Origin of the sequence: Kribbella antiqua, assembly GCF_004345665.1 — a bacterium.
GTDB classification, from domain to species: domain Bacteria; phylum Actinomycetota; class Actinomycetes; order Propionibacteriales; family Kribbellaceae; genus Kribbella; species Kribbella antiqua.
On record NZ_SLWR01000010.1, the window covers coordinates 248049 to 274430 of the forward strand.

General features: G+C 67.6%; 31 protein-coding genes. 21 read left to right on the plus strand and 10 right to left on the minus strand.

Annotation, left to right across the window (positions count from 1 at the left end):
- Positions 1-5: 5 nt before the first annotated feature.
- Together EV646_RS27570 and EV646_RS27575 are read right to left on the minus strand one after the other, a co-directional pair.
- Positions 6-503 carry a tripartite tricarboxylate transporter TctB family protein gene (locus EV646_RS27570; protein WP_132153585.1) on the minus strand — a complete coding sequence of 166 codons (498 nt, stop codon included), beginning with the start codon at positions 501-503 and terminating at the stop codon, positions 6-8.
- Positions 500-1510, minus strand: a complete 1011-nt coding sequence (locus EV646_RS27575) for a tripartite tricarboxylate transporter substrate binding protein (RefSeq protein ID WP_132153587.1) — start codon at positions 1508-1510, stop codon at positions 500-502. The genes EV646_RS27570 and EV646_RS27575 overlap by 4 nt, the downstream gene beginning before the upstream one ends.
- Before the next feature lie 113 nt (positions 1511-1623).
- On the opposite strand from EV646_RS27575, the gene EV646_RS27580 reads away from it, so the two are divergent.
- From EV646_RS27580 to mmuM, 6 genes are all read left to right on the plus strand, one after another.
- On the plus strand, positions 1624-2520 hold the full coding sequence (locus EV646_RS27580) for a LysR family transcriptional regulator (RefSeq protein WP_132153589.1): 897 nt from the start codon (positions 1624-1626) through the stop codon (positions 2518-2520).
- 52 nt (positions 2521-2572) lie between these two features.
- Entirely contained in the window at positions 2573-3487 is a 915-nt protein-coding gene (kdgD, locus tag EV646_RS27585; RefSeq protein ID WP_132153591.1) for a 5-dehydro-4-deoxyglucarate dehydratase, read from the plus strand.
- Positions 3484-4806 (plus strand): enolase C-terminal domain-like protein, encoded by a 1323-nt coding sequence (locus EV646_RS27590; RefSeq protein ID WP_241996369.1) that lies wholly within the window; start codon positions 3484-3486, stop codon positions 4804-4806. The genes kdgD and EV646_RS27590 overlap by 4 nt, the downstream gene beginning before the upstream one ends.
- Positions 4807-4875: 69 nt before the next feature.
- Positions 4876-5946, plus strand: coding sequence for an esterase-like activity of phytase family protein (locus tag EV646_RS27595; RefSeq protein WP_132153593.1), 1071 nt, complete (start codon positions 4876-4878; stop codon positions 5944-5946).
- A 65-nt stretch (positions 5947-6011) separates the two neighbouring features.
- Positions 6012-6938: an FAD-dependent oxidoreductase gene (locus tag EV646_RS27600; RefSeq protein ID WP_132153595.1), complete on the plus strand. Its 927-nt coding sequence runs from the start codon at positions 6012-6014 to the stop codon at positions 6936-6938.
- Complete coding sequence (gene mmuM, locus EV646_RS27605) at positions 6928-7803, plus strand: homocysteine S-methyltransferase (RefSeq protein ID WP_132153597.1); 876 nt, start codon at positions 6928-6930, stop codon at positions 7801-7803. Before EV646_RS27600 ends, mmuM begins: the two co-directional genes overlap by 11 nt.
- Before the next feature lie 343 nt (positions 7804-8146).
- Here mmuM and pdxR read toward each other — a convergent pair whose 3' ends face one another.
- Complete coding sequence (pdxR, locus tag EV646_RS27610) at positions 8147-9535, minus strand: MocR-like pyridoxine biosynthesis transcription factor PdxR (RefSeq protein WP_132153599.1); 1389 nt, start codon at positions 9533-9535, stop codon at positions 8147-8149.
- 75 nt (positions 9536-9610) lie between these two features.
- Between pdxR and EV646_RS27615 the strand changes: the two genes are divergently transcribed.
- Positions 9611-10060 (plus strand): hypothetical protein, encoded by a 450-nt coding sequence (locus EV646_RS27615; protein WP_132153601.1) that lies wholly within the window; start codon positions 9611-9613, stop codon positions 10058-10060.
- Between the two features lie 10 nt (positions 10061-10070).
- Here the strand turns inward: EV646_RS27615 and EV646_RS27620 are convergent, their stop codons facing one another.
- The gene (locus EV646_RS27620; RefSeq protein ID WP_241996370.1) at positions 10071-11063 is read right to left on the minus strand and encodes an NAD(P)-dependent alcohol dehydrogenase; all 993 of its coding nucleotides are present in this window, start codon (positions 11061-11063) and stop codon (positions 10071-10073) included.
- Positions 11064-11180: 117 nt separating this feature from the next.
- On the opposite strand from EV646_RS27620, the gene EV646_RS27625 reads away from it, so the two are divergent.
- The 6 genes from EV646_RS27625 to EV646_RS27645 all read left to right on the plus strand — a co-directional run bounded on the left by EV646_RS27625 (position 11181) and on the right by EV646_RS27645 (position 14213).
- A complete protein-coding gene (locus tag EV646_RS27625) occupies positions 11181-11855 on the plus strand; it encodes a TetR/AcrR family transcriptional regulator (protein ID WP_132153603.1) in 675 nt (224 codons plus the stop codon).
- A 123-nt stretch (positions 11856-11978) separates the two neighbouring features.
- Entirely contained in the window at positions 11979-12359 is a 381-nt protein-coding gene (locus tag EV646_RS27630; RefSeq protein WP_132153605.1) for a LapA family protein, read from the plus strand.
- Between the two features lie 10 nt (positions 12360-12369).
- Positions 12370-12666 (plus strand): DUF5994 family protein, encoded by a 297-nt coding sequence (locus EV646_RS27635; protein WP_132153607.1) that lies wholly within the window; start codon positions 12370-12372, stop codon positions 12664-12666.
- On the plus strand, positions 12624-12905 hold the full coding sequence (locus EV646_RS41045) for a hypothetical protein (RefSeq protein WP_422386730.1): 282 nt from the start codon (positions 12624-12626) through the stop codon (positions 12903-12905). Before EV646_RS27635 ends, EV646_RS41045 begins: the two co-directional genes overlap by 43 nt.
- 142 nt (positions 12906-13047) lie before the next feature.
- The gene (locus EV646_RS27640; protein WP_132153609.1) at positions 13048-13509 is read left to right on the plus strand and encodes a carboxymuconolactone decarboxylase family protein; all 462 of its coding nucleotides are present in this window, start codon (positions 13048-13050) and stop codon (positions 13507-13509) included.
- Positions 13506-14213, plus strand: a complete 708-nt coding sequence (locus tag EV646_RS27645) for an isocitrate lyase/PEP mutase family protein (protein WP_132153611.1) — start codon at positions 13506-13508, stop codon at positions 14211-14213. Before EV646_RS27640 ends, EV646_RS27645 begins: the two co-directional genes overlap by 4 nt.
- A 34-nt stretch (positions 14214-14247) precedes the next feature.
- Here EV646_RS27645 and EV646_RS27650 read toward each other — a convergent pair whose 3' ends face one another.
- The 3 genes from EV646_RS27650 to EV646_RS27660 all read right to left on the minus strand — a co-directional run bounded on the left by EV646_RS27650 (position 14248) and on the right by EV646_RS27660 (position 17255).
- Positions 14248-16068, minus strand: a complete 1821-nt coding sequence (locus tag EV646_RS27650; RefSeq protein ID WP_132153613.1) for a DNRLRE domain-containing protein — start codon at positions 16066-16068, stop codon at positions 14248-14250.
- Between the two features lie 182 nt (positions 16069-16250).
- A complete protein-coding gene (locus EV646_RS27655; RefSeq protein WP_132153615.1) occupies positions 16251-16727 on the minus strand; it encodes a helix-turn-helix transcriptional regulator in 477 nt (158 codons plus the stop codon).
- A 108-nt stretch (positions 16728-16835) separates the two neighbouring features.
- Positions 16836-17255: a hypothetical protein gene (locus EV646_RS27660; protein ID WP_132153617.1), complete on the minus strand. Its 420-nt coding sequence runs from the start codon at positions 17253-17255 to the stop codon at positions 16836-16838.
- Between the two features lie 170 nt (positions 17256-17425).
- Between EV646_RS27660 and EV646_RS27665 the strand changes: the two genes are divergently transcribed.
- The 4 genes from EV646_RS27665 (at position 17426) to EV646_RS27680 (ending at position 20770) form a co-directional block, all read left to right on the plus strand.
- The gene (locus EV646_RS27665; protein ID WP_132153619.1) at positions 17426-17914 is read left to right on the plus strand and encodes a pyridoxamine 5'-phosphate oxidase family protein; all 489 of its coding nucleotides are present in this window, start codon (positions 17426-17428) and stop codon (positions 17912-17914) included.
- A 283-nt stretch (positions 17915-18197) separates the two neighbouring features.
- The gene (locus tag EV646_RS27670) at positions 18198-19013 is read left to right on the plus strand and encodes an oxidoreductase (RefSeq protein WP_199237228.1); all 816 of its coding nucleotides are present in this window, start codon (positions 18198-18200) and stop codon (positions 19011-19013) included.
- Between the two features lie 51 nt (positions 19014-19064).
- Positions 19065-20024 carry an enoyl-CoA hydratase/isomerase family protein gene (locus EV646_RS27675; protein WP_132153623.1) on the plus strand — a complete coding sequence of 320 codons (960 nt, stop codon included), beginning with the start codon at positions 19065-19067 and terminating at the stop codon, positions 20022-20024.
- 152 nt (positions 20025-20176) lie between these two features.
- Entirely contained in the window at positions 20177-20770 is a 594-nt protein-coding gene (locus tag EV646_RS27680) for a TetR/AcrR family transcriptional regulator (RefSeq protein WP_132153625.1), read from the plus strand.
- A 43-nt stretch (positions 20771-20813) separates the two neighbouring features.
- On the opposite strand, the gene EV646_RS27685 is transcribed toward EV646_RS27680, so the two are convergent.
- The 3 genes from EV646_RS27685 to EV646_RS27695 all read right to left on the minus strand — a co-directional run bounded on the left by EV646_RS27685 (position 20814) and on the right by EV646_RS27695 (position 24137).
- Positions 20814-21644 (minus strand): aldo/keto reductase, encoded by an 831-nt coding sequence (locus EV646_RS27685; RefSeq protein WP_132153627.1) that lies wholly within the window; start codon positions 21642-21644, stop codon positions 20814-20816.
- 69 nt (positions 21645-21713) lie between these two features.
- Positions 21714-23693 (minus strand): protein meaA, encoded by a 1980-nt coding sequence (locus EV646_RS27690; RefSeq protein ID WP_132153629.1) that lies wholly within the window; start codon positions 23691-23693, stop codon positions 21714-21716.
- Positions 23694-23768: 75 nt separating this feature from the next.
- Positions 23769-24137, minus strand: a complete 369-nt coding sequence (locus EV646_RS27695) for an STAS domain-containing protein (RefSeq protein ID WP_132153631.1) — start codon at positions 24135-24137, stop codon at positions 23769-23771.
- A gap of 127 nt (positions 24138-24264) precedes the next feature.
- Here EV646_RS27695 and EV646_RS27700 point away from each other — a divergent pair, with 127 nt between their 5' ends.
- The 4 genes from EV646_RS27700 (at position 24265) to EV646_RS27715 (ending at position 26371) form a co-directional block, all read left to right on the plus strand.
- Positions 24265-24597 (plus strand): hypothetical protein, encoded by a 333-nt coding sequence (locus tag EV646_RS27700; protein ID WP_132153633.1) that lies wholly within the window; start codon positions 24265-24267, stop codon positions 24595-24597.
- Positions 24598-24747: 150 nt separating this feature from the next.
- Complete coding sequence (locus EV646_RS27705; protein WP_132153635.1) at positions 24748-25365, plus strand: RNA polymerase sigma factor; 618 nt, start codon at positions 24748-24750, stop codon at positions 25363-25365.
- Entirely contained in the window at positions 25365-25544 is a 180-nt protein-coding gene (locus tag EV646_RS27710) for a hypothetical protein (RefSeq protein WP_132153636.1), read from the plus strand. Before EV646_RS27705 ends, EV646_RS27710 begins: the two co-directional genes overlap by 1 nt.
- Positions 25541-26371: a CU044_5270 family protein gene (locus EV646_RS27715; RefSeq protein WP_206752047.1), complete on the plus strand. Its 831-nt coding sequence runs from the start codon at positions 25541-25543 to the stop codon at positions 26369-26371. Before EV646_RS27710 ends, EV646_RS27715 begins: the two co-directional genes overlap by 4 nt.
- Positions 26372-26382: the final 11 nt, after the last annotated feature.

The following is a 26382-nucleotide window of genomic DNA, read 5'->3' on the forward strand; positions in this document are numbered from 1 at the left end:
AACCCTTAAATCAGGCGCGGCAGCGGGATCTGCAGCAGCACCACGAACAGGAGGTAGAACGCGGCCACGGTGGCCACGCTGATCGCGATCGACGACCGCCAGGACTCCTTGCCCAGGAACCGCAACCACACGAAGGTGAGCAGCAGCGACGGGATCTCGAACCCGATCAGCGGCAGCAGCAACGCGAGCAGAACCAGCGTGAGTACGGCGATCGCCGTCATCACGCTGGCCCGGGAGAACTTCTCCGTGTCCGTGCCGCGCCGGCCGGTCAGCGCCAGCACCACCGACAGAGTGGTGATGACAACGCTGACCACGAAAGGCCACAGGCCTGGACCGGGAGCGGTGAGCCGCCCAAGACCGAGGCCGAGCGACCCGACCACGCCGGCCACGCCGATCAGCCCGGTGACGACCGCAGCGCCCAGCTGCGACCACGGCCCGGCGTGCGGCGGCCGGTCCTCGGCCAACTCCGCGCGCAGGGCCTCCTCGTCGAAGACCTCACTCATTTCTTTGCCGCGAGCGAGATGCCGTACTGGTCGAGCTGCGCCTTGTACTTGGTCGCGTACTCGTCGAGGATCTTCTTCACCTCGTCCGGCGTGACCTCGATCGGCGTCAGGCAGTGGGCGTCGTTGAACTTCTTGTACGTGTCGGTCGCGAAGGTCTTCTTCGCCGCGTCGCCGATCTTCGTCTTCACGTCGTCCGGAGTGCCTTTCGGCGCGGTCAGGAACCGGTACTGCGACACGACGACGTCGTACCCCTGCTCCTTCGCGGTCGGTACGTCGGGCAGGAACTTGATCCGATCGGCCGAGAACACGGCCAACGGAACGACTTTGCGAGCCTTGATCTGCTCGATGCTGTCACCGACCTGGATCGTTGCCACGTCGACCTGACTGCCGAGCAGCGCGGTCAGCGCCGGCGCCCCGCCGTCGAATGGTACGTCGGTGGACTCGATCCCGGCCTGCTTGAAGGTCAGCGCGGAGGCCAGCTGCGCGCCGGTGCCGACGCCGGTGGTGCCGTACTTGATGTTCTTCCCGGTCTTCTTCAGGTCGGCGATCGTTTTGTAGCCGGAGGCAACCGGTGCGATCAGCACGTAGTCGTCCTGGGAGATGCCGCCGATCAGGTCGAAGTCGTCGAGCTTGACCGCTTCGTTCGCCGACACCGCGAGCGGGGTGATGGTGAACAGCGACGCGTTCTGGACCGCGATCTTGTACCCGTCCGCCTTCGCGGATTGCAGTTCCTTCGCGTTCAGCGCGCCGTTGGCGCCGGGCTTGTTCACCACCGGCACCGAGACACCCAGCTCCTTGCTGAGTCCCTGCGCGATCGCCCGGGTGATCAGGTCGGTGCTGCCGCCCGGCGACGCGCCGACGCTCATCTCGATGTTGCCGGTCGGATACGCGCCCTCCCCGCCGCTGGAGGTCGTCTTCACCCCGCCACAGGCGGTCAGTACGACGGTTGCCGTCACACCGCTGGCCGCCATCACCAGGACGCGGCGGCTCATCTGTGTGAACTTCATGGAAGATCCTCCTTCGCGGGGAGTGCTGACCCGGCTTGATTGCGTGAGCGTAGGGAGGCCTGATAATGCCTGTCCAAGGCCGATAAGGCATCGAGTGATACCTTGCGAGCATCATGTTCTCGCTCGACCAGCTGAGCGCCTTCGTCGCCGTTGCCGAGGAACTCCACTTCGGCCGCGCCGCCGAGCGACTCAACATGACGCAGCCCCCGCTCAGCCGGCAGGTCCAGAAGCTGGAACGTGCGGTCGGCGTGCGACTCCTAGAGCGTGACAACCGCCGCGTGGTGCTGACCGAGGCCGGCCGGGCGTTCCTGACCGAGGCCCGCCGACTGCTCGCGCTGGTCGAGACCGCGGGCGACCTGGCTCGGCGAGTCGACCAGGGCGCGGCCGGGACGCTGCGACTCGGCTTCACCGCCACTTCGGCGATCCGGACGCTGGGTCCCTTGCTGCGCCGGATGTCCGAAGCGCTACCCGATGTCGACGTGATCCTGCACGAGCGCGTCACGCCGGCGCAGATCGACGGCCTGCTTCGCGGCGAGCTGGATCTCGGGCTCGGTCGGCCGCCGGTCGACTCCCGGGTGCTCGACTCCCGGATCGTGTTCCGGGAGCCGCTCTGTGCCGTTGTCCCGAGCAACCATCGCCTCGCGACCCTCGACCGGCCGCTGTCGCCGTCCGACTTCGCCGACGAGCAGGTGATCAGCTACTCCCCCAGCCAGGCCCGCTACTTCCACGAACTCACAGTCCGCTTCCTCGCCGACTCCCATCCCCGCATCGAGCAGCGGGTCCAGCAGATTCTCACGGTGATCCTGCTCACCGCGGCCGGTCGAGGCGTGGCGCTCGTACCGGCCTCAGCCCGCAACCTCGGCGTCGAAGGCGTCACGTACTGCGAACTCGCAGGATCCGGCGAGCCCGTAGAACTCCACGCAATCTGGAACCGGGACTCCACCAGCCCAGTCCTGCGCCGGGTGCTCGCGAAGCTCGACGACCCGTCGATACCCTCAGAGCATCAATAGATCCAAAAAGGATCTTGGACAGGCATCTGAACCGCTTCCTACGCTGACGAGCGTGACCCACTACGCGCCGTCGGACCTCGCCGCTCAGCTCAAGACCGGTCTTCTCTCCTTCCCAGTCACGCACTTCAACGCCGACCTCAGCTTCAATGAGGCCGGCTACCGCGACCACCTCTCCTGGCTGAGCCAGTACGACGTCGCCGGTCTCTTCGCCGCCGGCGGCACCGGCGAGGGCTTCTCGCTGACCCCAGCCGAGATCGACACCGTCGTACGTACGGCGGTCTCAGAGGTCAACGGCAAAGTCCCGGTGCTCGCACCCGCGACCGGTGGTACGGCAAGCGCGATCGCCCAGGCACAGGCCGCCGAGGCCGCTGGTGCCGACGGTCTGCTGCTATTGCCGCCGTACCTCACCGAGGCCGGACAGCGCGGTCTGATCGAGCATGTGTCGGCCGTCTGCCGCAGTACGTCCCTCGGAGTGACTGTCTACAGCCGGGCGAACGCGATCCTGAACGACTTCTCCGTCGCCGAACTGGTCGACCGCAACGAGAACCTGGTCTGCTTCAAGGACGGCGTCGGCAACATCGAGATGATGACCCGGATCTACGCGCGGATCGGCGACCGGCTCACGTACATCGGCGGCCTGCCGACCGCCGAGACCTTCGCGCTGCCGCTGCTGCAGCTCGGCGTCAGCACCTACTCGTCGGCGATCTTCAACTTCGTGCCGGAGTTCGCGCTCGGCTTCTACGCCGACGTCCTGGCCGAGAACCGCGAGTCCGTCTACCGCAAGCTGAACGACTTCGTCATCCCGTACCTCGACATCCGCGACCGCCAGAAGGGGTACGCCGTCTCGATCGTCAAGGCCGGCGTCACCGCGATCGGCCGCGCTGCCGGCCCGGTCCGCCCACCCCTGCAGGATCTGACCGATGATGAAGTAGCCCTTCTCACCGACCTGATCGGCAAAGTGAAGTGACTCCGACCGTCGCGTCCGTCGAGGTTGTGCCCGTGGCCGGGTACGACAGCATGCTGCTCAATCTGAGCGGCGCGCACGGACCGTTCTTCACCCGCAACGTCGTCATCCTGACCGACAGCGAGGGCAATACAGGTCTCGGCGAGGTCCCGGGCGGCTCCAAGATCGCGTCGACGATCTCCGACGCCGCGGAGCTCCTCATCGGCCAGGAGATCGCCCGCTACCGCCAGCTGCTCCGACGCGTTAGCCAGACCTTTGCCGACCGCGACGCCGGCGGCCGCGGCCTGCAGACCTTTGATCTACGTACGACGATCCACGCGGTGACCGGACTGGAGTCGGCACTCCTCGACGTGCTCGGGCAGCATCTCGGCGTACCGGTGGCTGAGCTGTTGGGCGACGGGCAGCAACGGACTTCTGTGCCTGTGCTCGGTTATCTCTTCTATGTCGGCGATACCGGCTTGACCGACCTTCCTTATCTGACCGGTGACGGCTTCGGTGATCGCTGGTCTGCGCTGCGGCGGCAGGCAGCGTTGACGCCCGATGCGGTGGTCGCGCTGGCCGAGGCGGCGCAGGAGCGGTACGGGTTCGCGGACTTCAAGCTGAAGGGCGGCGTGTTCGCCGGCGCCGAGGAGATCGACGCCGTACGCGCGCTGGCGAAGCGGTTCCCGGCGGCGCGGATCACGGTCGACCCCAACGGCGCGTGGCCGGTGCGGGAGGCGATCGCGCTGTGTTCCGGGCTGGACGACGTACTCGCGTATGTCGAGGATCCATGCGGTGCCGAGCCCGGGTTCTCCGGCCGGGAGACGATGGCGGAGTTCCGGCGGGCGACCGGGCTGCGGACGGCAACGAACATGATCGCGACCGATTGGCGGGAGTTGGCGCATGCCGTACGCGCGGACGCTGTCGACATCCCGTTGGCGGATCCGCACTTCTGGACGATGAGCGGGTCGGTGCGGGTGGCGCAGCTGTGCAACGACTTCGGGCTGACCTGGGGTTCGCACTCGAACAATCACTTCGACATCTCACTCGCGATGTTCACCCAGGTCGGCGCGGCGGCACCGGGCGACATCACCGCCCTGGACACGCATTGGATCTGGCAGGACGGTCAGGCTTTGACGTTGGATCCGTTGCAGATTGTGGACGGGGCGATCGCCGTACCGTCGAAGCCCGGCCTCGGAGTCGAGCTGGATCGGGATGCGTTGGGCGCGGCGCACGAGTTGTATCTGTCGCGCGGACTCGGGGCGCGGGATGACGCGGTGGCGATGCAGTACCTGATCAAGGACTGGGTGTTCGACCCGAAGCGGCCCTGTCTGGTGCGGTGATGTTCACCTGGTGTTGCCCGGGGTAGGTTTCGATCGGTCTGTCGTTGTGACTCGCCTCGGAGGAATGCCATGCGCTGGCAGAAGCCGCTCGCCGCTGCTGTTGTCCTTTCCACGTTGTCTGTCGGTCTGACTGCCTCGGCTGTCGCTACTGGTGGAGCCTGCTCACCGGACGCGCGGTTCATCGGCTTCAGCGACACTTTGGACAAGACGACGTACGACGGTCAGATCGTCGCCGGGCTGTCGGCGTTGAACGTGACCGGGCGGGACAGCGCGGTCGCGTTGGTGGACAACGTGCAGACCACGCCGGCGCGGGTGTTCCAGCTGAAGATCAGCAGCACGCCGACGGTGAGCGTCGACGGTCTGACGATCCTGCGGCGGCCGGACGGTACGCCGTACACCGGCGCGGACTTCGACGGCGAGGGACTGGTCGTCGAGCGCGGCGACCGGACCATCCTCGCGACCTCCGAGCGTGAACCGTCGATCCGACGCTTCCGGCTGTCCGACGGGTTGCAGATCGGCTCGCTGCCGGTGCCTTCGCGCTTCCAGGTCGCTCCAGCCGGTGAGGCGACGGCCAACGCGACCTTCGAGTCGCTCGCCGTTTCGCACGACGGGCTGTCGCTCTTCGCCGGGATGGAAGGGCCGCTCGCCCCCGACGGCGCCGACGCCGACGGGCGGTCGCGCAACCGCATCATCCGGTACGCCGGTCTGCCAGGCCACGACTACCGGCCGGTCGCGCAGTACGCGTACAAGACCGACCCGGGCCTGTCGCTGGTCGAGCTCGCGGTGGTGAACCCGTTCGAGCTGGTGTCGATGGAGCGCACGTTCGTACCGGGCGTCGGGAACACGATCCGAATCTTCACTGTGTCACTACGCCACGCTGTCGATGTGACGGCGCGTACCGCGTTGACGGACGACGCCCCGTTCCTGCAGAAGAAGCTGCTCTTCGACCTGGCCGACTGCCCGCCGTCGGGCGCCGTCGCCAAGCAGCCGCAGCCGAACCCGCTCCTGGACAACGTCGAAGCCCTCGCACTGGGCGGCTACCTGCCCGGCGGCCGCCGCCAGCTCTACCTCCTCTCCGACGACAACAACGGTGCAACCCAGATCACCCGCTTCTACTCCCTCGCCGTCGACCTGCACTGATCGTCGCCGGGGGCAACCAGTCGGTTGCGGTGGCGTGATGCTGGTAGGCGCGCAACAATTTGTGGATGCGCGTGATCGTGGTGGGTGCGGGCGTGATCGGGCTGACCTGTGCCGTGCGGCTGGCCGAGGGCGGGTACGACGTCGCCGTCTTCGCCCGGGACCTCCCGCTGGAGACGACCTCGGCGGTTGCGGCCGCGCTCTGGTACCCGTACCTGTCCGCGCCCGAGGATCGAGTCGTCGGCTGGTCCAGGACGACGTACGAGGAATTCGCCAAACTGGCCGAGCTCGAGCCTTCGGTCCGGATGCGGCACGGCCGGGAGTTCCTGGTCCGGCGGTCGCCGGATCCGCGGTGGGCCGACGTACTGCCTGATCTGAGCCGGGTCGCGTCGCCGCCGACCGGTTTCGAGGACGGGTGGGCGTTCACCTCGCCGGTGATCGAGATGCCGATCTACCTGCAGTCGCTGATCAAGCGGCTGGAGCAGGCCGGCGGCACGCTGACGCGGGCGGCGTTCTCGGCGCTCCCGACCACGGCCGATGTGGTCGTCAACTGCGCGGGGCTCGGGGCACGTCTCACGGCGTCGGACCCGACCGTCACGCCGGTCCGCGGTCAGGTGATGACCGTTGAGCAGTGCGGTCTCACGGAGTGGCTGATCGCTCAACGCGCGCCGGACGACCTCACGTACGTCGTACCGCGCGAACACGACATCGTCGTCGGCGGCACCAGCGAACCAGGCAACTGGAACCTCGCCGTCGATCCCGCCCTCGCCGACCAGATCCTCACCCGCGCCGCCGAACTGGTCCCGCAACTCCGCACGGCAAAAGTCCTCCGCCACCGCGTCGGCCTCCGCCCAACCCGCCCCACCATTCGCTGCGAACTCGTCCGAACCCGAAGCGGCGAGCCCATCGTCCACTGCTACGGCCACGGCGGCTCCGGCGTCACCCTCTCCTGGGGCTGCGCCGACGAAGTCTTCGAGCTGATCCATGGAATCTGAGCACCCGATCATCCTCGACGGCGGGATGTCGAACGCGCTGGAAGAGCGCGGCCACGACCTGTCCGATCAGTTGTGGTCGGCACGGTTGCTGCGGGATGCGCCGGGCGAGATCGCCGCGGTGCATCGGGCGTACTACGACGCCGGGGCGCTGGTGGCGACGACGGCGTCGTACCAGGCGAGCGTGGTCGGCTTCGAGCGCGCGGGGGTGCCGCGGGGCGAGGCCGAGCGGCTGATCGCGAGCAGCGTCCGAATCGCCCGCGAGGTGCGGGACTCCATGGCTGACGGACGGCAGCGAATGGTGGCTGCTTCGGTCGGCCCGTACGGCGCGATGCTCGCGGACGGGTCGGAGTATCGCGGCCGGTACGGCGTGAGTGCGGCGACCCTCCGCGACTTCCACGGGCCCCGGCTCGAGCTGCTGATCGACGCCGGCCCCGACCTGCTCGCGGTCGAGACGATCCCCGACGTCGACGAGGCCGCCGTACTGGTGGAACTGCTGGCGGAGCTGGACTTCCCGGCCTGGTTCTCGTACTCCATCGAAGGCTCTCACACCCGCGCCGGCCAACCGCTCGCCGACGCGTTCGCCGTCGCCGCCATCGACCCAGTGGTTGCCGTAGGCATCAACTGCTGCGCGCCGGAGGACGTCCGGGCCGCGGTCGAGACGGCCGTCGAGGTCACCGGCAAACCGGCCGTCGCCTACCCCAACTCCGGCGAAACCTGGGACGCCGGCGGCCGCCACTGGACCGGCTCCTCCACCAGCCCCACTACGCTCGCGTCGGACTGGCTCGCCGCCGGCGCGACATACATAGGCGGCTGCTGCCGCGTCGGGCCTACCGACATCCGCGCCCTCGCCGCAGCGATCAGCTAGCCGTGCGCTCCTGACCTTGCCCGCGCCCCCTGACCTTCCTTGCTTGAGTCTATCCGTCCGCATGCATCTCCGGCTCGAGTTATCCACAGGCGCTGCGGTGCGGGCGGCGGCTGCGGGCTGCGTAAGCGTGCTGGCCGCCGCCCGATAACGGGTTGTTTGATCGCTGCCGCTTTGTTTAGGGGCTAGCGATCAAACAACCCGCTAGTGAGGCGGGCCCACGGTGGTTTTGGTCCTGAAAGCGGACGGTTCGTGGGAGGCGCGCCGGATAGCGAAACCGTCGGCGGAGGGTGTCATCGAGTCGTGGATGGGTGGCGGATCCGCGCTGGCGGGCGGCGGGTCGGGGTTAGACGCCGAGGACTTGGCAGAGGAGATCCAGGGCGCCGGGGTAGGCATGGTCGGGTGGGGTGCCGTAGCCGACGATGACGGCTTGGCGGGTGGTGCGGGTGGGGTTGACGTGGTAGCGGCTGAGGGTGGCGAGGCCGAGGCCTTGGCGGGCGGCTCGGCTGACGATGTCTTCGGCGTCGCCGGGGACGTCGAGGAGGACGTGGAGACCGGCGGAGATGCCGGCGACGCGGACGTTCGGGGCGCGGACGGCGAGAAGTTCGACCAGGCGGTCGCGACGACGGCGGTAGTGCAGGCGAGAGCGTCGTACGTGCCGATCGTAGTGGCCTGAGGCAATGAACTCGGCGAGGATCAACTGGTCGAGCGTCGCGGTCTGGAAGTCCGCCGTACGCTTGGCCGCGATCACCGGCTCGAGCAGGTGCTGCGGCAACACCATCCACGCGAGCCGCAAGCCGGGCGCGAGGCTCTTGCTCGCGGTCCCGGTGTAGGCGACGCGCTCAGGATCCAACGCCTGCAAGGCTCCCACCGCCTGCCGGTCGTAGCGGAACTCGCCGTCGTAGTCGTCCTCGATCAGTACGGCGCCCGCCTCCCGCGCCCACTCGACAGCAGCCGTACGACGCTCAGGCGCCAGCGGCACGCCGGTCGGCATCTGGTGCGCAGGCGTCAGCAACGCCGCCTGCCCGGACAGCTGCGACACCCGAGCACCCAGCTCGTCGACCTCCAGCGGCACGGGCTCGAGACCGCGCGACCGGATCACGTCGCGGTGCAAGTCGTAGCCGAACTCCTCGACGGCCATCCTCGTCCCGCCCTGCGCCCGTACCACCTCACTCAGCAGACTCAGTGCCTGCACATACCCCGAGCAGATCACGATCCGCTCCGGATCGGCCCGTACACCGCGAGCCCGGGCCACGTAGTCCGCGAGCATCCGGCGCAACTCGGTCCGGCCGCGCGGATCGCCGTACCCGAAGGCCTCATTAGGTGCCGAGAGCAACGCCTTCCGCGCCGCGGCCAGCCACTCACCGCGCGGAAACGTCGACACATCCGGCGACCCAGGCATCAGGTCGTACCGATAAATCCCCTTGGGTACGACGCCCTGCGACGCAACGGGCGTGAGATCCGCCGGCACCGCCGCGCGGTTGGCGACGACTGTCCCGGACCCCTGCCGCGCGGTCAGCCACCCCTCGGCGACGAGCTGACCGTACGCATCGGCGACGGTGTTGCGAGCGATGCCGAGATCGCGAGCCAGCGATCGCGACGACGGCAGCCGAGTCCCCGCCGGCAGCCGCCCGCTGCGGATCGAGTCGTGCAACGCCCGGACCAGGTCGTTGCGTCCCCGTGTCGCGGCCAGGTCCAAGTGGAGGTCCGCACCGCCACCCGCCGTACTCTCCATGAATCGGACCCTACTGCGTGACCGCTTCCTGCCAGGCCGGCACCGACAGCTTCCGCCGTACCTAGGGTCAGGACCATGAAGCGCAAACTCATCGCCGCCGCCATGGCCCTCGCCACCGCCGCGGGTATCAGCATCGTCAGCACACCCACCGCCAACGCCTACGCGTACTGGCGCAACGGCTACTTCTACGCCGACACCAGCTACTCCCGGAACGTCCCCGGTGTCTACGTCAAGATCATCGGCCGCCGCGACGTCGCCAACCAGCTGTACCACGTGCGGGTCTGGCTCTACGACACCAAGACCGACGGCAACAAGGCCGCCGCCCGGATCCGCGGCTGGGACAAGCAGACCAACAAGTTCATCGAGGAATCCAGCCTGATGCGCACCACCGGCGCCAAGGGCTCGGCGTACGGCGAGTTCACCCTCGGCACCGGCACCGCCGACACCCTCATCCTGCAGGACTGCATCTACGGCAAGACCTGCGGCTCGAACTCGGTCGCGATCTTCCGCCGCTACGCGAGCTAGGGCGCATTGTTCAGACGGTGATGGCGACCTTTCCTCGCACCTGGCCGGCTTCGAGGTGGCGCATGGCGTCCGGGACCTGCTCGAGCGGGTAGGTCCTGTCAACGCTAGGCGTCACCTTGCCGGCCTCGATCAGATCGGTGAGCCGTTCGAGATCGCTGCCGCGTTCCTTGTTGATGAACATGGTCAGCCGCTGGCGGACGAACAGCGACAGGATCAGGGAGCCCAGCTGGCGGTTCATCCCGCCGGTCAGGCTGCCGCCCTCCTCACCACCGGTGAGGACGGCAGTCCCGGTGGCGGTGAGCGCGCGCCGTAGCCGGGACAGCGACGGATTGCCGGCGATGTCGATGATCACGTCGTAGCGGTTCCCGCTCTCGGCGAAGTCGTCGCGGGTGTAGTCGATGACGTGGTCGGCACCGAGGGCCAGCACCAGATCGAGCTTGGCTGTGCTCGCCACGCCGGTGACTTCCGCGCCGGCAGCTTTGGCCAGCTGTACGGCGTAGCTGCCGACGCCGCCCGAGGCTCCGGTGATCAGCACGTGCTGGCCGGGCCCGATCCGGCCGACGGTCACCGCGTCCTGGGCGGTCAGCGCCGAGACCGGGACCACAGCGGCCTGTTCGAAGGAGAGGTTCGCCGGCTTCCGGGCGAGCTTGTCCTCGCGGGCCACGGCGTACTCGGCGAACGAGCCGGGCGCGACGCCGTACACCTCGTCACCCACGGAGAACTTGCTCACCGCTGAGCCGACGGCCTCGACGGTGCCGGCGACATCTCGTCCCGGCACGGGGTTCTTCGGCGCGCGGAGGCCGAAGGCGAGGCGGAGGAGGTAGGGCTTGCCCGTCATCAGGTGCCAGGTGCCGCGGTCCAGGCCGGCCGCGTGCACGCGAACGAGCACTTCGTTGTCGCCGATCCCGGGTCGTGCGATCCACCCGAAGCGCAGGACGTCGGCTTCGCCGTACGAGTCCTGCAGGATCGCTCGCATGGTGGTCTGGGTGGCGCTGATGGCCATGGTGATCCTCTGGTGCTCTAGGGGCGGTGCTGATGTCGGCGCCCCCAGCGCCGATGGTCTTTCGTACTAAGTACGGCCACCGTATCGTACTTTGTACGAAACTGCTATGGTCCGTGGATGGAAAGATCTGAGCCCCAGGAGCCACGCCCTCGGCTCAGCCGGGACCGGGTGCTGAGTGCCGCCGTCGCGGTGGCCGACGCGGGCGGACTCGGGTCGCTGACGATCCGCTCGCTCGCCCAAGAGCTCGGCGTCAAGCCGATGTCGGTCTACTACCACGTCGCCAACAAGGACGAGATCCTCGACGGCATCGTCGACTTCGTCTTCAGCCAGATCGAGCTGCCGGCGGCCGACGGTGACTGGCGCACAGAGATCCGCCGGCGCGCGACGTCGGCCCGGCAGGTGCTGAGGCACCACAGCTGGGCGATCGCACTGATGGAGTCGCGGACGACCCCCGGCCCGGCCACGCTCCGCCACCACGACGCGGTCATCGCCACCCTGCGAGCGGCCGGCTTCTCGAGGGCGATGACCGCCCATGCCTACGCTCTGCTGGACGCTTACGTGTACGGGTTCGCCGTACAGGAGGCCTCCCTGCCATTCGAAGGCCCCGAAACCGTGGCGGAGGTTGCCGAGCCGATCATGGAGCACTTCGCCACCGGTGAGTATCCACATCTGGTGGAGATGGCGACCGAGTACTACCTCCAGCCCGGCTACGACTTCGGCGACGAATTCGAGTTCGGCCTCCACCTGATCCTCGACGCCCTCGCCCAGTCGCTGCCTGGCCACCCCGGCTGACCGCCTGCACGAGCCGCGGCGTGCGATTTCCGGTGCAGACAGGCGTACAGTCGAAATAGTTCCGGAATCGACGACATCCCACCTCGAGGTGCCAGCCACACCGGCTCTCCCGCAGGGGATGTCATGTCCATACTTCACCGCGCCCGGACCACACCCGAACCTCCGGCAGCAGCGCCCAAGCCCCCGACAGCAGCGACAGTCACAGCCACGCCGCGGTCGGCCGTTGACGAGCTCTCGAAGCCGCTGCCGGCTCGGGTGCCGCGCACCCGGATCAGCAGCGCCTGGCTCGGGATTTGCGCCGCTGTCCTGGGTTTCGTCGTACTGATCATCTTCATGCTGCAGAACACCGGCAGCGTCGACGTGAACTTCCTCTGGATGGACGGCTCTGTGCCGCTCGCCCTGGCCCTGTTCATCGCCGGAGTCGCCACGACGATCGTGGCCACGACGATCGGCGCCGCCCGGATGACCCAGCTGCGCCGCCTTGTGCGCCGCAGCAAGAACTGAGGCTCTCGCCATGACAATCACCGCCAATGACGGCAGGACCGTCATGTCCACCACTGAGCCGTCGACACCACGACTGCGACTGCAGCCCGGTGCCGCGGCCGAACTCCTCGATGGTGCCTGGTGGCCACGGTCGACGGATCCCGTCGCCGAGCTTCCCGGTCTCGTCCTGGCCCTGGATGCTGTCCACGGTGCGATCACGCGACTGATGCTCCACGGCAACGACGGGACAGCCATCCGCGTCGACTGGCCGTGGATGGACGACTTGTGCGGCTGGGCTACTTCGCCAGCCAGCCCGCCGGTCTGCTGACAGCCTTGTCCGGGCGGGCCGGTGCCCGCGTCGATCTGGCGGTCATCCCACCGGGCACCGAGTCAGCGACAGCTGACACCGCGATGACCCTCGCCGCCACCATAGGCAACCGGATCCACGCCCAGCACATCGTCGCAAGCGTCGTCAACGATCAGACGCCTCAAACACCGCAGGCAGGGCAGGAAGACACCTGGGAAACCGACGGCGGCCACCTGGCCGGCGTCGGCCATGAACAGTGAATCAAGGAGATTCGAGCTGACCGACACCTGGCCCAGGCCGGGGAGAGATCCAGGGGCAGTTCCGCACGAGCGGAATTGGCCCCTGGACTCTTGCTGGAAGTGGACCAAGGATCTGGGCCGATCGGCGCCTAGCGTGGTCGGCATGAGCACAACGACGACGCGGCGGGTCAAGCTCGCCAATCTGGTTCCCGATTTCTACCAGGCGATGATCGCGCTGGACGCGGTGTCCGACGCGGGGCTCGACCCCAAGCTGGCGCACCTGGTCCGGATCAAGGCCTCCCAGCTGAACGGCTGCGCCTACTGCACCGACATGCACTCCCTCGACCTGCTGCACGCCGGCGACGACCAGCAGCGGATCAGCCTGCTGCCGGTCTGGCGCGAGGCACGCAAGTTCTACTCCGAGCAGGAGCAGGCCGCACTGGAGCTGACCGAGGCAATCACGTTGATCAGTGTTGATCACGTCCCGGACGACGTGTACGACCTCGCGGCGAAGGCCTTTGACGACAAGGACCTTGCACAGTTGATCGCATTGATCATCACCATCAACATGTGGACTCGCGTGGGCGTCACCGGCCGCATGGAGCCCGGCCACTACAAGCCATGACCTCCACAGCCGAGGCCTTCCGCGCACTGCACCACGGCGGTACGCCGCTGATCCTTCCGAACGCCTGGGATCCGGTCAGCGCGCGGATCGTCGCCGAGTTCGGCTTCCCCGCGATCGCCACCAGCAGCGGCGCGGTCGCCAGAGTCCTCGGGTACGACGACGGGCAACTGACTCCACCGGCGGAGATGTTCACCGCCGTCGCCCGGATCGTCCGCGCGGTCGACGTCCCGGTGACCGCGGATATGGAGGCGGGCTACGGCCTGCCGCCGAAGGAGTTCGTCGAGCGGCTCCTCGAAGCCGGCGCGGTCGGCTGCAATCTGGAGGACTCGGTCGACGGCATACTCACGGATCCGGCCGAGCAGGCCGACTACCTGGCCGAGGTACGCGCGACCGCCGGCGCCGATCTGGTGATCAACGCCCGCGTCGACAACTTCGTGCGCGGTGGGGAGCTCGCGGACGCCATCGAGCGCGGCCGGATCTATCGCCGTGCCGGCGCCGACTGCGTCTACCCGATCCTCGCGCCCCTGGACGTCCTGCCCGAGTTGGTCTCCGGCATCGGCGGCCCGATCAACGCGCACGCGACACCCACCGGGCCGTCGCAAGCGGACCTGATCGCCGCGGGCGCGACCCGCATCTCCTACGGCACCAGCCTGCACAACCACGTGATGACCAACCTGCGCGAGCTGCTGCCGACGCTGACGTAAGACTGTGGGGCCGCCCGTTGTGCGGGCGGCCCTGTCATCGCGACGCCATAGTCGGCGCTACTGCCAAGGACATGGTGTTCACGGTGAACTCACACCAGTCGGACCACGCGCCGGCCGTCGTACCGTCGGAGCCCTGGACGCGCCAGGCATAGCTGCTGCCCTCGGTGAACGCACCGTCGGGGATGGTCGAGCCCAGCCACGAGCCGGAGGCACCAGGACCCTCAGTCGTCGTGGTGCTGGTGGACGCGCCGACCACCTTCCACTCGAAGGTCGCGTAGACCGATGAGGCCAGGCTGTCACTGATCTGCGCCCGCAACTGCGGCGTCAGGCTGGAGATGTACGGCCGGGTCGCGCCCGTCGCGCAGGTGGTGTCGGGCGCAGTCGCCACGGCGTCGACCGTCGTCTTGGTCTGGTAGACCACAGTCACCGACGGCAGGTTCGCAGCCGCGTCACGGGAGGCGAATCGCTTCCAGCCGTAGCTGTCCGTCTCACTGGCGGCCTTGATGCCGATGCTGGTCTTGGTCAGCTTGTTGGTGGCCGTGTACTGGAAGGCGGCCGTCACGGGGATCGTCACCCAGCCGTCGCCACAGGCGCTCGAGAAACCCTTTGTCTGCGTCGATGTGCCGACTCGCTCGATCCACGCCGGCTGGTTCGACCAGCGGATCGTGCTCGACTCTTCCGGCGTACGCCAGGCTTCCCAGCCCTTCGCCGTACACGAGTAGGAGTGGTGCTCCCACAGGCTCAGCGTCGCGCCCTGGATCTGCTTGTCCCACAGCCATTCCTGGCCGTCGAACCGCAGGTACGACCTCGCCTTGGTGGACCCGCCGTCGTGCGTGCCGAGCTTGAGCTCGGTCGCGCCGGACTGGTCGCTGGTGTAGGTGTTCTCGACGAACGCATCGAAGCTCGAGCCGGTGCTCTGCGACGGGTCGATAGTCACCGGGTACACAGTGTTCGGATCGTTGAGGAACGCCGCGTCCGGGGTCAGCAGCAGCGCGTCCTTGGCGAACCCGAGCCCGACTGGCGCGCGACGGGTGTGCTCACCCGAAGCCGAGTCGACGGTCGCGTCCCACATCATCGGCGCCGGTACGTCGTACTGCTCGGCGCCGGCGCGGACGGCGAGACCGCCTTTGCCGTCCGGCTTCGCGGTCAGGCCGGCCATCTTGAACGGCATCCGGATCTGCTTCAGCTGCGTGGCCGCGGCACGGTTCTTGACCAGCAGGTGCTGCTGGTAGCCGGTCCGAGTGGCCTCGACGACCAGGTCGACGCCGGGCTTGACGTCCCGATAGGTGGCGATGGTGCCGGCCAGCTCAGGGGCGGGGAGCGGGCCGGACCAGCCGAGCGCGGAACGCTTGCCCTCGGCACCTATCGACACGAGTTCATGGTCACCATTGCCTGCTGGGCCGGACAACTTCAGGCCGTAGGGATGCGCGATCGACGCCACTGTGCCGTCCGGACGGCGGACGAGCGAGACGTCGACATCGGTCCAGCGGCCGGCCGCGTCGCTCATCCGGACCGGGCCGGCCGCCATCGTCGCTTCGATGGTTCCGTTGGGCATCGCCCGGTACTCGGTCGTCTCGGTAGTGCGGCTGGTGATCAGCACTGGTTTGCCGGTGACCCGGGCGGCGATCGCCGCGGACGCCTCGTCGGGTCGCTCGAGCGGCAGGTCGGCGGTGGTGTCGGCCTGATCCGTCGTACCGGCCTGTTCCGTCGTACCGGCCCGTTCCGTCGTACCGGCTTGGGCGGGCGGCGCCAGCAGCGTCGCGACCAGCGCCAACCCTGCGCTGACGGCTATCCAGCGCGCCGAGCGGCGCCCCGGAAAGACGCGCAGCGGGCGCGACCTCGGGAATGCGGACATGATCAACCTCTCAGGGGTTGCCGTTCCCGGGCACGCCGGATCAGCCGGAAACGCCTGCGTCGAAAGGCGAATCGGCTGCTGGGGACGACGTACGGGCGGGAACGTCGGGGCGGACCCCACCAGCGTGGGCCGCAGCACGCTCCACCAACAGGGAAAAAGTGGACAACTTCCCTAATTGGCCATCAGCTGAGCAGGCCGAGGCGTTGCGCGGCGGCGCCGGCGGCGAAGCGAGTGGGCGCGTCGACGAACTCCATCACGGCGGAGATGTGCCGTCGTACGGTACGAACGCTGAGGTTCAGATGCCGCGCGATCGCCTCGTCCTTCAGCCCATGCGCCAGCAACGCCAGCACTTCCCGCTCGGTCGCGCCCAGTCCCCTTCCCTGCCTTGCGATTGGTACGACGGGAGTCGCAGTGGCCCAGAGTTGGTCGTAGTACTGCGTCAACGCCGCGATCAGCACAGCGGACCGGACGAGCAAGGCACCGGCAGTGCCAGGCGGCACCAGGCCCACGACCGCGAGGTGGTCGTCGACGATCACCATCCGGGCCGGAAGATCCTGGACAGTGCGCACTTCGACACCGGCTTCGACCGCGGCCCGGATCGCTTCCGCGCCACGTGGGTCGGCGAGGTAGTTCGGCGTACACAACTCGCGGAAATGCATGCTCGAGCATTGGCTGTTGAGTGGTGACGGCAGCACCGGCGCGGGCTGATCGGGATCGTTGACCGCGATCGAGCGATAGGTGCATTGGACCGTGTGGATCGAGGTGGTTCAGCGTTCGACGATCTCATCCGGATCGGTCAGCACCTGCGCGAGTACGGACGAGACCTCACCGGACTGCCGGTCGTGCAGCTGGAGTTGATGCACCTCGGCGGCGGCGACGTACCCCTGCAGCAGGCGCTCGTGTTGCTTGGTGAGCTCACGATGCACCAGGGTGAGCAGGCCGGTGACCGCAATCAGAGCGTCGACGGGCCGAAGCAGGACTGCCTCCGGGCTCCATTGGAGATAGGCCAAGCGGCGATTCACGAGTTCCTGATCGACTGGATCGTTCTCGTGAGCGGGACGCCCGCCGATGATCGTCAGCTCCAGATAGGCCTCTGCGACCTTGTCCGGAAGCAGTTCGCGGACCAGTTTCTCGAGTTCGGACAGTTCCTGCCGCCGGCTGAAGCCAGCCGCTATCTGTGCAGTCATGGCATCCCCCACCACAATCAGCCACCGGGCGGTGGCAGCCAGTTGTGGCAAAGAAGCTACCACTGAGTTGTCTAGTCAGGTAGTTATCTTTCTTGAATTGCCCATGTCGAGAAACCGAACCCAGCTCCGTCCCCTGGTCAGAACAACAACCCGACGGAAGGATGCGCACCATGACCAGGGAAGAAATCGCCGCGGTACTGGCCAAGCCCTACGCACAGCAGCTGCTCAACGGCCCCGAGCCGGCCCGGCTCGCGTACGTCGGCCTGGACGGCGACCCGCGCGCGATCCCGATCGGCTTCTGGACTTCGGGCGAGCAGATCCTGATGGCCACCGTCCCCAAGTCCGCCAAGGTCGCCGCCCTCCGCAAGAACCCGAAGGTCGCCCTCACCATCGACACCGGCGCCTTCCCACCCAAGGTCCTCCTCCTCCGCGGCACCGCCGATGTCGAACTGGTCGACGGCGTCCCCGAGGGCTACCTGGTAGCCGGCCACAAGGTGATGACCGACGAGCAGTACCCGGACTGGGAGGCCGGCGTAAAGGGCCTCTACGACCAAATGGCCGTCATCACCATCACCCTCACTTGGGCCAAACTCCTCGACTTCGAAACCACCATCCCCAGCGCCGTCGAAGACCTCATCAAAGAAAAGTCAGCCGGCTAAGAGGTTTCTCCCCACGCGTGGTACGCGACCGCTCCTCCGTCGCGTCAGCTACGCCCGCTCCCGCCCATCCAACGCACCTTGCGGGCTCGTCGCCCGGCGGTCTGCACGCTTGCGGACGCGGTGCCGAAGCAGCCGCCGCGTAGCAGACCAAGACCTAGGAGACCCCCGTCGTCACCGGCGGGGGCGGTTGGTGCGCGTCACTGCTTGCGCTCCTTGCTGCCCGCCGTTATGGTCGTACGAACGTAAGACATACGAACGTAATTCAAACCAAGGGAGCCCCGTGATGGCAGCAACTCGGCAGGTCGCGCTCGTAACAGGTGCCACCTCAGGCATCGGCAAGGCGGCAGCGATCGCGCTGGCCGCCGCGGGCTTTGAGGTGATCGGAACCGGCCGCAACACCGCGCGCGCCACGCCGCCTGCCGGGGTGACCTACCTCGACCTCGACGTGACCAGCGACGAATCGGTCGCCTCAGCGGTCAAGCAGGTGATCGACCGGTTCGGCCGCGTCGACGTCCTGGTCAACAACGCCGGCGTCGGCTCAACCGGCGCAGCCGAGGAGTTCTCGATCACCCAGACGCAGGACATCTTCGACATCAACGTCTACGGCGTCATGCGGATGACCAAGGCGGTCCTGCCGCACATGCGCGCCCAGGGCCGCGGACGCATCATCAACGTCTCGTCCCTCAGCGGGTTCGTTCCCAGCCCGTTCATGACCGTCTATGTCTCGACCAAGCACGCGGTCGAGGGCTACTCCCAGTCGCTGGACCACGAGGTGCGCGAGTACGGCGTCCGGGTCCTGCTCGTCGAGCCCGGCCCGATCAACACTCCGTTCGCAGGCCACAGCGTGGAGGCCGACACCCCCATGCCGCTGTACGCGGCGGGACGCCGCAACTACGACGAGCTGCTGGAGAAGAACCTCAGCAGCGGCGACGACCCCGCCGTCGTCGCCAAGGTGATCGTCGCGGCGGCCACCGACCGGAACCCGAAACTACGGCGCACCGCCGGCACGACCGCCCGGACCATCAACGCGGTGTACCGCGTCGCCCCGGCCCGGGTCTTCGACCGCGTCATCCGCAGATTCAACCGGATGCCGACCTGATCGCCCGCCTTGGGTCCGTCGGGGAGATTGACAACCACGGAGAGACAAATCATGACGTCCGAAGCCAAAACAGGACTGGAAATAGAAGAACACGGCACGACCTTGATTGTGCGCATTGATGGCGGCGAGCATGCGCTGCTGGATCCAGGCATGGCGGCTCAACTCGGCAGACTCGTCGACAGGGCTGACAAGGATCCCAGCATCCACGCCGTCGTGTTCACGGGAGCCCATCCCGACCGATTCTTGAGCCACGCAGACATCACCTGGCTCCAAGAGGGCGGTGTCGGGTTTCCACCCATCAATACCCGTACGGCGGGGTTTGTCTTTCGCCTAGCGACCGCTGTCAACAAGATGCCGGGCATCAGGTCACTCGCGGGCAAGACCAAGCTGAAGACCCTCCTGCAACTGGATGGCCTGCACGCGACGTTCCTGAAGATGAACGCGAGCGGCACCATCTTCATCGCGGCACTCAACGGCTCGGCGCTCGCCATCGGCGCGGAATTCGCCTGGGCATGTGATGTGCGGATCATGGCAGATGGAGACTTTGTCATCGGCCTGACCGAGGTGCTGCTCGCGCTCACCCCGGGCGGCGGGGGTTCCCAGCGATTGACTCGCTTGATCGGCTCCCGGCAATCGCTGGCCGCGATCCTTGAGGGCAAGCCGTTCACCCCTGCAGAAGCCCTCGCGCTCGGTGCTGTCGACGAAGTGGTACCGCAGAACAGGGTGCTTGAGCGCGCGATTGAGCGAGCTGAATACCTGAGCCTGCGGTCGAAGAAGTCGCTCGGGGCGATCAAGCGGTCGGTGTACTTCGGCGCCTCGATGCCGCTGTTGGACGGCCTGCAGCTCGAGCACGCGGAGTTCCTCGTGAGGGATCAGGCCAAAGAAGCCCAGCAGCGGATGCTCGAATACGTCGTCGCAACGGAAGCGACAGGCGACCTGCCCTTGCTGGACCCCAAGACGTACGCCCGCGCACTGCGCGAGGGTCGCATCGGCGGCGGTTCAAACGAATAGAACGAACCACTCATACAACAAGGCGGCCGAGGGCTACTCCGGGTCGCTGGACAACGAGGTCCGAGCACGGCGTCCCGGAACCTCGTCGAGCCGGGCGGCACACTGACCTTGGCCAGCGGAGCCAAGCCCCGACCGAGCTGGAGGAGGAACGCGTGGTGCGGTACACGAAAGAACACAAGCAGGAGACCAGGCAGCGGATCATCGCCACCGCCGGTCGACGGCTCAAGCGGGACGGCATCGACGGCTCCGGAGTCGCGACGCTCATGAAGGACGCGGGCCTGACCAACGGCGCCTTCTACGCCCACTTCGAATCCAAGGACAGCCTCGTCGCCGCCGCGATCGCCAACGAACTGGACACACTGCACGCGAACCTCGTCGCGCAGGCCGAGCCCGGCCGAGCCGGCCTCGAACAGATCGTGCGCTGGTACCTCTCGCCCGACCACCGGGACAACCCCGTCGACGGCTGCCCCAACGCCGCCCTGCTCGACGAGATCGCGCGCAGCGGCGACGACGCAATCAGGCAGGCCTACACCGACGGCGTGCTGGTCGTCATCGACGGCCTCGCCGCCCGCATGACACCCGAGGATCCGGCCTCGGCCCGCGTGAAGGCGCTCAGCCTCCTCGGCCTGATGGTCGGGACGCTACAACTCGCCCGGGCTCTGACCGACCGACAGCTCTCCGACAACCTCCTGGAGCAGGGCCTCCGCAATGCCTTGGCCCTGGTAGACGCTGAGCTCGGAGCATGACCCGGCATCTGCTTCTGGGACGGCGTGGATCTTGGGAGCCGGGTCAGGACCACCATTTCTGGTTTCGGGACAATGCGTCGGCGGTCTGGTTGGTGGTGTCGAGGGCGTCGAGTGCCGCCATGGACTCGTCGTCGAGTTCGAAGTCGAGGACGTCGAAGTTTTGGTCGATGCGGTCGTGGTGGGTTGACTTGGGGATGACCGACAAGCGCTTCTGGAGTGCCCAGCGGATGAGGACTTGGGCGGGGGTGCGGTCGGTGGCGGATGCGATCCGGGCGACGACCGGGTCGCCGAGGTGGCGGCCGGTGCCGAGTGGGCTGTAGGCCTGCGCGAGTACGTTCGCGTCCTCGCAGGCATCGACAAGGCCTCGGCGGTATTCGAAGGGGCTGAACTGGATCTGGTTGACCGCGGGCTGGATCTGGCTGACCTTGGAGAGCTCCTGGAGCTCGGAGGCGCTGAAGTTCGAGATGCCGATGGCTTTGGTCAGGCCGGCTTCAACGGCCGCCTCCATGCCGGGCCAAGCCCACGTCGGGCCACCCTGCGGCCAGTGGATCAGGTAGAGGTCGAGGTACTCGGTTCCGAGGCGGGCCAAGCTCTTCTCCGCCTCGACCCGCGCGTCCTTGCCGCCCGGGTAGAACTTCGTGGTGAGGAAGATTTCCTCCCGCGGGATCCCACTGCTGGCGATCGCCCGCCCCACACTCGTCTCGTTCCGGTACGCCTGGGCCGTGTCGATCAGCCGATACCCCTTCTCCAGCGCCCACGTGACCGCCTGCTCACACTCCCGGCCGTCCCGCACCTGCCACACTCCCAACCCAAGCAGCGGAATCTCCGCACCATTCGAGAGTGTCCGAGTCGGCCCTGCGCTGTTAGCGGTCATGTACTCCTTCTACCACGCCCGCAAAGCACGGCGGAGGAGCGGCGGGTGGCACGTGTGGGAAGGAAATTCCTACAGTTTGTTGGCTCGGCGGATGACGTCGACGACGTCGGACATCATGCCGGTCAGGTCGTAGTCCTTGGGGGTGTAGACGGCGGCGACGCCGGCTGCCTGCAGGGCTCGGGCGTCGGCGTCGGGGACTATGCCGCCTACGACGACTGGGACGTCTTCGAGACCGGCTTCCCGCAGGCCCGCGACTACCTGGGGGACCAGTTCCATGTGGGAGCCGGACAGGATGGAGAGGCCGACGCAGTGCACGTCCTCGGCGACCGCAGCGGCGACGATCTGCTCGGGGGTCAGCCGGATGCCTTGATAAATCACCTCGAAGCCGACGTCACGCGCGCGTACGGCGACCTGCTCAGCACCGTTCGAATGACCGTCCAAACCGGGCTTGCCAACCAGGAATCGCAACCGCCCACCCAACTCCGAGGACGTCGCAGAGACCTTCGCGCGTACGGCGGCAATCGCCTCGCCACCGCCGGAGACGCCAACCGAGCCGGACACCCCGGTCGGCGCGCGGTACTCGCCGAACATCTCGCGCAGAACCCCAGCCCACTCCCCCGTCGTCACCCCCGCACGGGCGCACTCCAGGGTCGCCGGCATCAGGTTGTCCGTCCCCTTCGCCACCTCACGCAGCTTCAGAAGCGCCGCCTCGACTGCCCCCGAATCCCGCGAGGAGCGCCACGAGACCAGCGATTCCAAAGCAGCCGATTCGGCCGCCGGATCGACCGTCTGGATGGCGGTGTCGAGGTCGGCGGTCAGCGGCGACGGCTCGGTGTTCTCGAACTTGTTCACGCCGACGACGACCTGCTCGCCTGACTCGATCCGCTGCCGGCGTTCGGCGTGCGATGCCACCAACGCCTGCTTCAAGTAGCCGCTCTCTACAGCCGCGACCGCGCCGCCCATCGCCTGCACGCGATCGATCTCCTCACGCGCACCGTCGACCAACGAGGAAACCTTCGCCGTGATCACGTGCGAGCCGTCGAAGATGTCGTCGTACTCGAGCAAATCGGACTCGTAAGCCAACACTTGCTGCATCCGCAGCGACCACTGCTGGTCCCACGGCCGCGGCAATCCCAAAGCCTCGTTCCAGGCCGGCAGTTGCACGGCCCGTGCACGGGCGTTCTTCGACAACGTCACGCCGAGCATCTCGAGCACGATCCGCTGGACGTTGTTCTCCGGCTGCGCCTCCGTCAACCCGAGCGAGTTCACCTGTACGCCGTACCGCAGCCGCCTGGCCTTCGGGTCCGAAACGCCGTACCGATCCAAAGTCAGCTCGTCCCAGAGCTGGACGAACGCGCGCATCTTGCACGTCTCCTCGATGAACCGCACCCCGGCGTTCACGAAGAACGAGATCCGCTGGACGACGTCACCGAACCGCTCCGGCGGCACCTGACCGCCGTCCCGGACCCGGTCCAGTACGGCGATCGCAGTCGACAGCGCGAACGCGAGCTCCTGCACGGGGGTCGCGCCGGCCTCCTGCAGGTGGTAGCTGCAGATGTTGATCGGGTTCCACTTCGGCATCTGAGCGACCGTGTACGCGATCAGATCCGTGGTCAGCCGCAGCGAGGCGTCCGGCGGGAACGCGTACGTGCCGCGCGACAGGTACTCCTTCACGATGTCGTTCTGCGTCGTACCGGTCAGCTCGGACGGCAGCGCGCCCTGCTCCTGCGCGGCGACCTGGTAGAGCGCGAGCAGCCACATCGCGGTGGCGTTGATCGTCATCGACGTGTTCATCTGCGCGAGCGGGATCTGGTCGAACAGCGCGCGGACGTCACCGAGATGAGCGATCGGTACGCCGACCTTGCCGACCTCACCCTTCGCCAGCGGGTGATCGGCGTCGTACCCGGTTTGCGTGGGCAGGTCGAAGGCGACCGACAAGCCCGTCTGCCCCTTGGCCAGGTTCCGCCGGAACAACGCGTTCGACTCCGCCGCCGACGAATGCCCCGCATACGTCCGCATCACCCACGGCCGATCCTTCTCGGTAGCCATGTACCCGAGAGTAGGACCGTGTGCCCTTGTGAGTCCCCCGCTCGTGACCGGTGTCACCAGCGGTGTGGATCACAGTCAGGCGCTGATGGGCAGAGGGTTTCTTTCGACGTGCAGGATGCGGTGGAGCCGCGTGACCGCGAGGATGCGGACGACTGACGGCACCGGGTGCCACAGCACCAGTTGACGGCCCAGGATCTGCGTACGGCGATGTGCGGCGACCAGCAGGCCGAGGCCGGAGGCGTCGACCGCGTCCACTTCCTCGAGGTCGACGATGACGTCGCCGTCGGAGCTGTCGATCACCCGGTTCAGCGTCTGCCGGACGTCGCCGACGGACCGAACATCCAGGATTCCGGTCAGATGCACCACATTGCCCTCGACCGGGTTATCCGGTGTCGGGAACTGTTGGTTTTTGTTGTCTGAATCGTCGTGGGTCGGTGCGAGCATGTCCGTGCCCTCCGCTCTCCCGGCGGCCCCCGAGTCATCGGCCGCACTGCAGCGTCTTGTGTTGGTAAAGACTCCCCGGCGACGCGGAAGGTTGCCAAGACCTCGCGAGGTTTTATTTCGCGAGACAATGTTGTACGTGTTCCGTGAGGAGTACTTCATCTTCCCGATCGTGGCCGCCGCCTTGATCGGGGCCGTCGTACTGCTCTGTCGCTGGGCATTCTCCCGGGCCAAGGGCGGATCGCTGGTACGACGCACCGACTACTCCCCGGCCCGTCCGGACAGTTTCGGGCTGCTGGTGGTCATCTACACCACCCGGACCTACGACGACGCACGCCGTACGGCGGAACGCCTGACACATCAGCGGATCCGCGCCACCACCGCCCGCACCACCGACGGCTGGAGCGTCTACGTCTGGCCCGCCGACGAGACCGCGGCCCGCGAATTCCTCAGAGCGTCCTGAGCCCACGCAAGCCGCGAAGCTCCCGCCGGATGACCTCCGGAGAGCGTTCTCGCGCGTCTTCTCACGACGGACCGGGGTCGCGAGAAGGGGGTTGGGGACATCGGGCAAGAAGTGGGTGTGCCGACCGGCGCACCAGACGTGAGGAGTTCGATGACGCCCGACCTGGCCTTGGCGACGCTTGCGTTCCCGCTGCCGGCCGCCGTACCGGCCGGCCAGACCGACGAGGACGGCTGGGTGCTGGAAGCCTCGGTCCGGGAGCCGGATCGGTTCACGCAGATCTTCGACAAGTACTTCGGTCAGGTGCACTCGTACGTCGCTCGCCGCCTCGGGACCGACATCGCGGACGACCTGGCGGCGGAGACGTTCCTGATCGCGTTCCGGCAGCGCGAGCGCTTCGATCGTCGTACGGGCGCAGTCCGGGCCTGGCTGTACGGCATCGCGACGAACCTGATCCGCCGGCACCGCCGCGACGAGCTCCGCGCGTGGCGAGCGCTCGCGAAACTCCCACCGCCGACGCCGACCACCGGACACGAGGACCGCATCGCCGCGCAGGTCACCGCACAAGCCGCGAGCCGCGAACTCGCCGCCGCCCTCGCGAAGGTCTCCACCAAGGACCGCGAAGTGCTGCTACTCGTCGCCCTCGGCCAGCTCACGTACGACGAAGTGGCCGCCGCGCTGGGCATCGCGTACGGAACGGTCTGCTCCCGGCTCTCCCGGGCCCGCCGCGTGATCCGCAAGTCCCTCCCGAACCCGACAGGTGACGCCTGATGAACGAGCTCGAGTCCATCCGCAAGGCGTTCCCGGAGACGGATGGCCCGTCCCCCGAAGCAGCCGCCGCCGCGCGCCGCCAGGTGGAAGCACTGATCCGCGAGTTTCCGGAACAAAATCTGCACGGAGCGACGATTTCCGGAAAGCAGCACGCGCGGGGTGGGTGGGGACCGCAGTGACCGCGGTTGCCGCGGTGGTGACGGTCGTGGTCTTGGGCGTGCCGCTGGTTCAGGGGACTGGGGGCGATGCGGGGGTCGCGCCGCCAACGGTGACGCCGACCGCGCCACGACTCGCCACCGCGAGCCAGGTGTTGCTGTGGGCGGCGGTCCAGCAGGAAGTGGACGAGAAGGTCTCCGGGAAGTTCTTCCGGGTGCGCAGTCTGTACGTCAGTCGAAACCAGCGCAGGACGATCAGCGAGAGCTGGATGCCGGCCAAGCGAGGACGCCAGTCGTGGTTCGGCTGGGTCGACCTCGTCGACCATCCCAAACCGAACCTGAACAAGATGTCCTTCGCCGAGGTTCCGCCCGGCTACTACTTGACCGGGGACAAGCCGCTCAGCGCGCAACAGATCGCGGCGCTGCCGACTGACCCGGTCAAGCTGCGTGCCCTCCTCGCCAGCGCCGCCGGCCCCGGCGCGTCGGCCGACCAACTGAACTACACCGTCTTCACCGCCGCGGGCCGACTGTTGTTCGAGATGCCCTCGCCGCCGAAGCTCCGGGGCGCGGCGCTCCGCGTCCTCGCCGCCCTGCCAGACACCAAGGTCCGCGCGGACGTCAAGGACCCGATCGGTCGCACCGGCACCGAGATCAGCATCGACGTCGACCTGTCCAGGCCGGGCGCGAACGCGACGATCTACAGGTTCGGCGACGCCAAGTTCATCATCGACCCGGCCACCGGCCGGCTGCTGAGCTCGGTCGTCAGCGGCCCGAAGCCGCTCACCACCGTCGTCCTCGAATCCGGCTGGACCGACGAGACCCCCACGGCTCCCGCCCCAGCGATCCGCTGACCTCAAGCCCC

What these genes read in the sequence shown, in the direction of transcription:
- mmuM (WP_132153597.1), top strand. Translation starts at nt 6,928, where the DNA reads ATGGAATCTGAGCACCCGATCATCCTCGACGGCGGGATGTCGAACGCG.
- EV646_RS27595 (WP_132153593.1), top strand. Translation starts at nt 4,876, where the DNA reads ATGCGCTGGCAGAAGCCGCTCGCCGCTGCTGTTGTCCTTTCCACGTTG.
- EV646_RS27695 (WP_132153631.1), bottom strand. Translation starts at nt 24,137, where the DNA reads ATGCTCGCACCGACCCACGACGATTCAGACAACAAAAACCAACAGTTC.
- EV646_RS27690 (WP_132153629.1), bottom strand. Translation starts at nt 23,693, where the DNA reads ATGGCTACCGAGAAGGATCGGCCGTGGGTGATGCGGACGTATGCGGGG.
- EV646_RS27675 (WP_132153623.1), top strand. Translation starts at nt 19,065, where the DNA reads ATGACGTCCGAAGCCAAAACAGGACTGGAAATAGAAGAACACGGCACG.
- EV646_RS27655 (WP_132153615.1), bottom strand. Translation starts at nt 16,727, where the DNA reads ATGCATTTCCGCGAGTTGTGTACGCCGAACTACCTCGCCGACCCACGT.
- EV646_RS27600 (WP_132153595.1), top strand. Translation starts at nt 6,012, where the DNA reads ATGCGCGTGATCGTGGTGGGTGCGGGCGTGATCGGGCTGACCTGTGCC.
- EV646_RS27650 (WP_132153613.1), bottom strand. Translation starts at nt 16,068, where the DNA reads ATGTCCGCATTCCCGAGGTCGCGCCCGCTGCGCGTCTTTCCGGGGCGC.
- EV646_RS27575 (WP_132153587.1), bottom strand. Translation starts at nt 1,510, where the DNA reads ATGAAGTTCACACAGATGAGCCGCCGCGTCCTGGTGATGGCGGCCAGC.
- EV646_RS27630 (WP_132153605.1), top strand. Translation starts at nt 11,979, where the DNA reads ATGTCCATACTTCACCGCGCCCGGACCACACCCGAACCTCCGGCAGCA.
- EV646_RS27625 (WP_132153603.1), top strand. Translation starts at nt 11,181, where the DNA reads ATGGAAAGATCTGAGCCCCAGGAGCCACGCCCTCGGCTCAGCCGGGAC.
- EV646_RS27660 (WP_132153617.1), bottom strand. Translation starts at nt 17,255, where the DNA reads ATGACTGCACAGATAGCGGCTGGCTTCAGCCGGCGGCAGGAACTGTCC.
- EV646_RS27670 (WP_199237228.1), top strand. Translation starts at nt 18,198, where the DNA reads ATGGCAGCAACTCGGCAGGTCGCGCTCGTAACAGGTGCCACCTCAGGC.
- EV646_RS27640 (WP_132153609.1), top strand. Translation starts at nt 13,048, where the DNA reads ATGAGCACAACGACGACGCGGCGGGTCAAGCTCGCCAATCTGGTTCCC.
- EV646_RS27580 (WP_132153589.1), top strand. Translation starts at nt 1,624, where the DNA reads ATGTTCTCGCTCGACCAGCTGAGCGCCTTCGTCGCCGTTGCCGAGGAA.
- EV646_RS27665 (WP_132153619.1), top strand. Translation starts at nt 17,426, where the DNA reads ATGACCAGGGAAGAAATCGCCGCGGTACTGGCCAAGCCCTACGCACAG.
- EV646_RS27635 (WP_132153607.1), top strand. Translation starts at nt 12,370, where the DNA reads ATGACAATCACCGCCAATGACGGCAGGACCGTCATGTCCACCACTGAG.
- EV646_RS27710 (WP_132153636.1), top strand. Translation starts at nt 25,365, where the DNA reads ATGAACGAGCTCGAGTCCATCCGCAAGGCGTTCCCGGAGACGGATGGC.
- EV646_RS27645 (WP_132153611.1), top strand. Translation starts at nt 13,506, where the DNA reads ATGACCTCCACAGCCGAGGCCTTCCGCGCACTGCACCACGGCGGTACG.
- EV646_RS27615 (WP_132153601.1), top strand. Translation starts at nt 9,611, where the DNA reads ATGAAGCGCAAACTCATCGCCGCCGCCATGGCCCTCGCCACCGCCGCG.
- EV646_RS27700 (WP_132153633.1), top strand. Translation starts at nt 24,265, where the DNA reads ATGTTGTACGTGTTCCGTGAGGAGTACTTCATCTTCCCGATCGTGGCC.
- pdxR (WP_132153599.1), bottom strand. Translation starts at nt 9,535, where the DNA reads ATGGAGAGTACGGCGGGTGGCGGTGCGGACCTCCACTTGGACCTGGCC.
- EV646_RS27570 (WP_132153585.1), bottom strand. Translation starts at nt 503, where the DNA reads ATGAGTGAGGTCTTCGACGAGGAGGCCCTGCGCGCGGAGTTGGCCGAG.
- EV646_RS27620 (WP_241996370.1), bottom strand. Translation starts at nt 11,063, where the DNA reads ATGGCCATCAGCGCCACCCAGACCACCATGCGAGCGATCCTGCAGGAC.
- EV646_RS27685 (WP_132153627.1), bottom strand. Translation starts at nt 21,644, where the DNA reads ATGACCGCTAACAGCGCAGGGCCGACTCGGACACTCTCGAATGGTGCG.
- EV646_RS27705 (WP_132153635.1), top strand. Translation starts at nt 24,748, where the DNA reads ATGACGCCCGACCTGGCCTTGGCGACGCTTGCGTTCCCGCTGCCGGCC.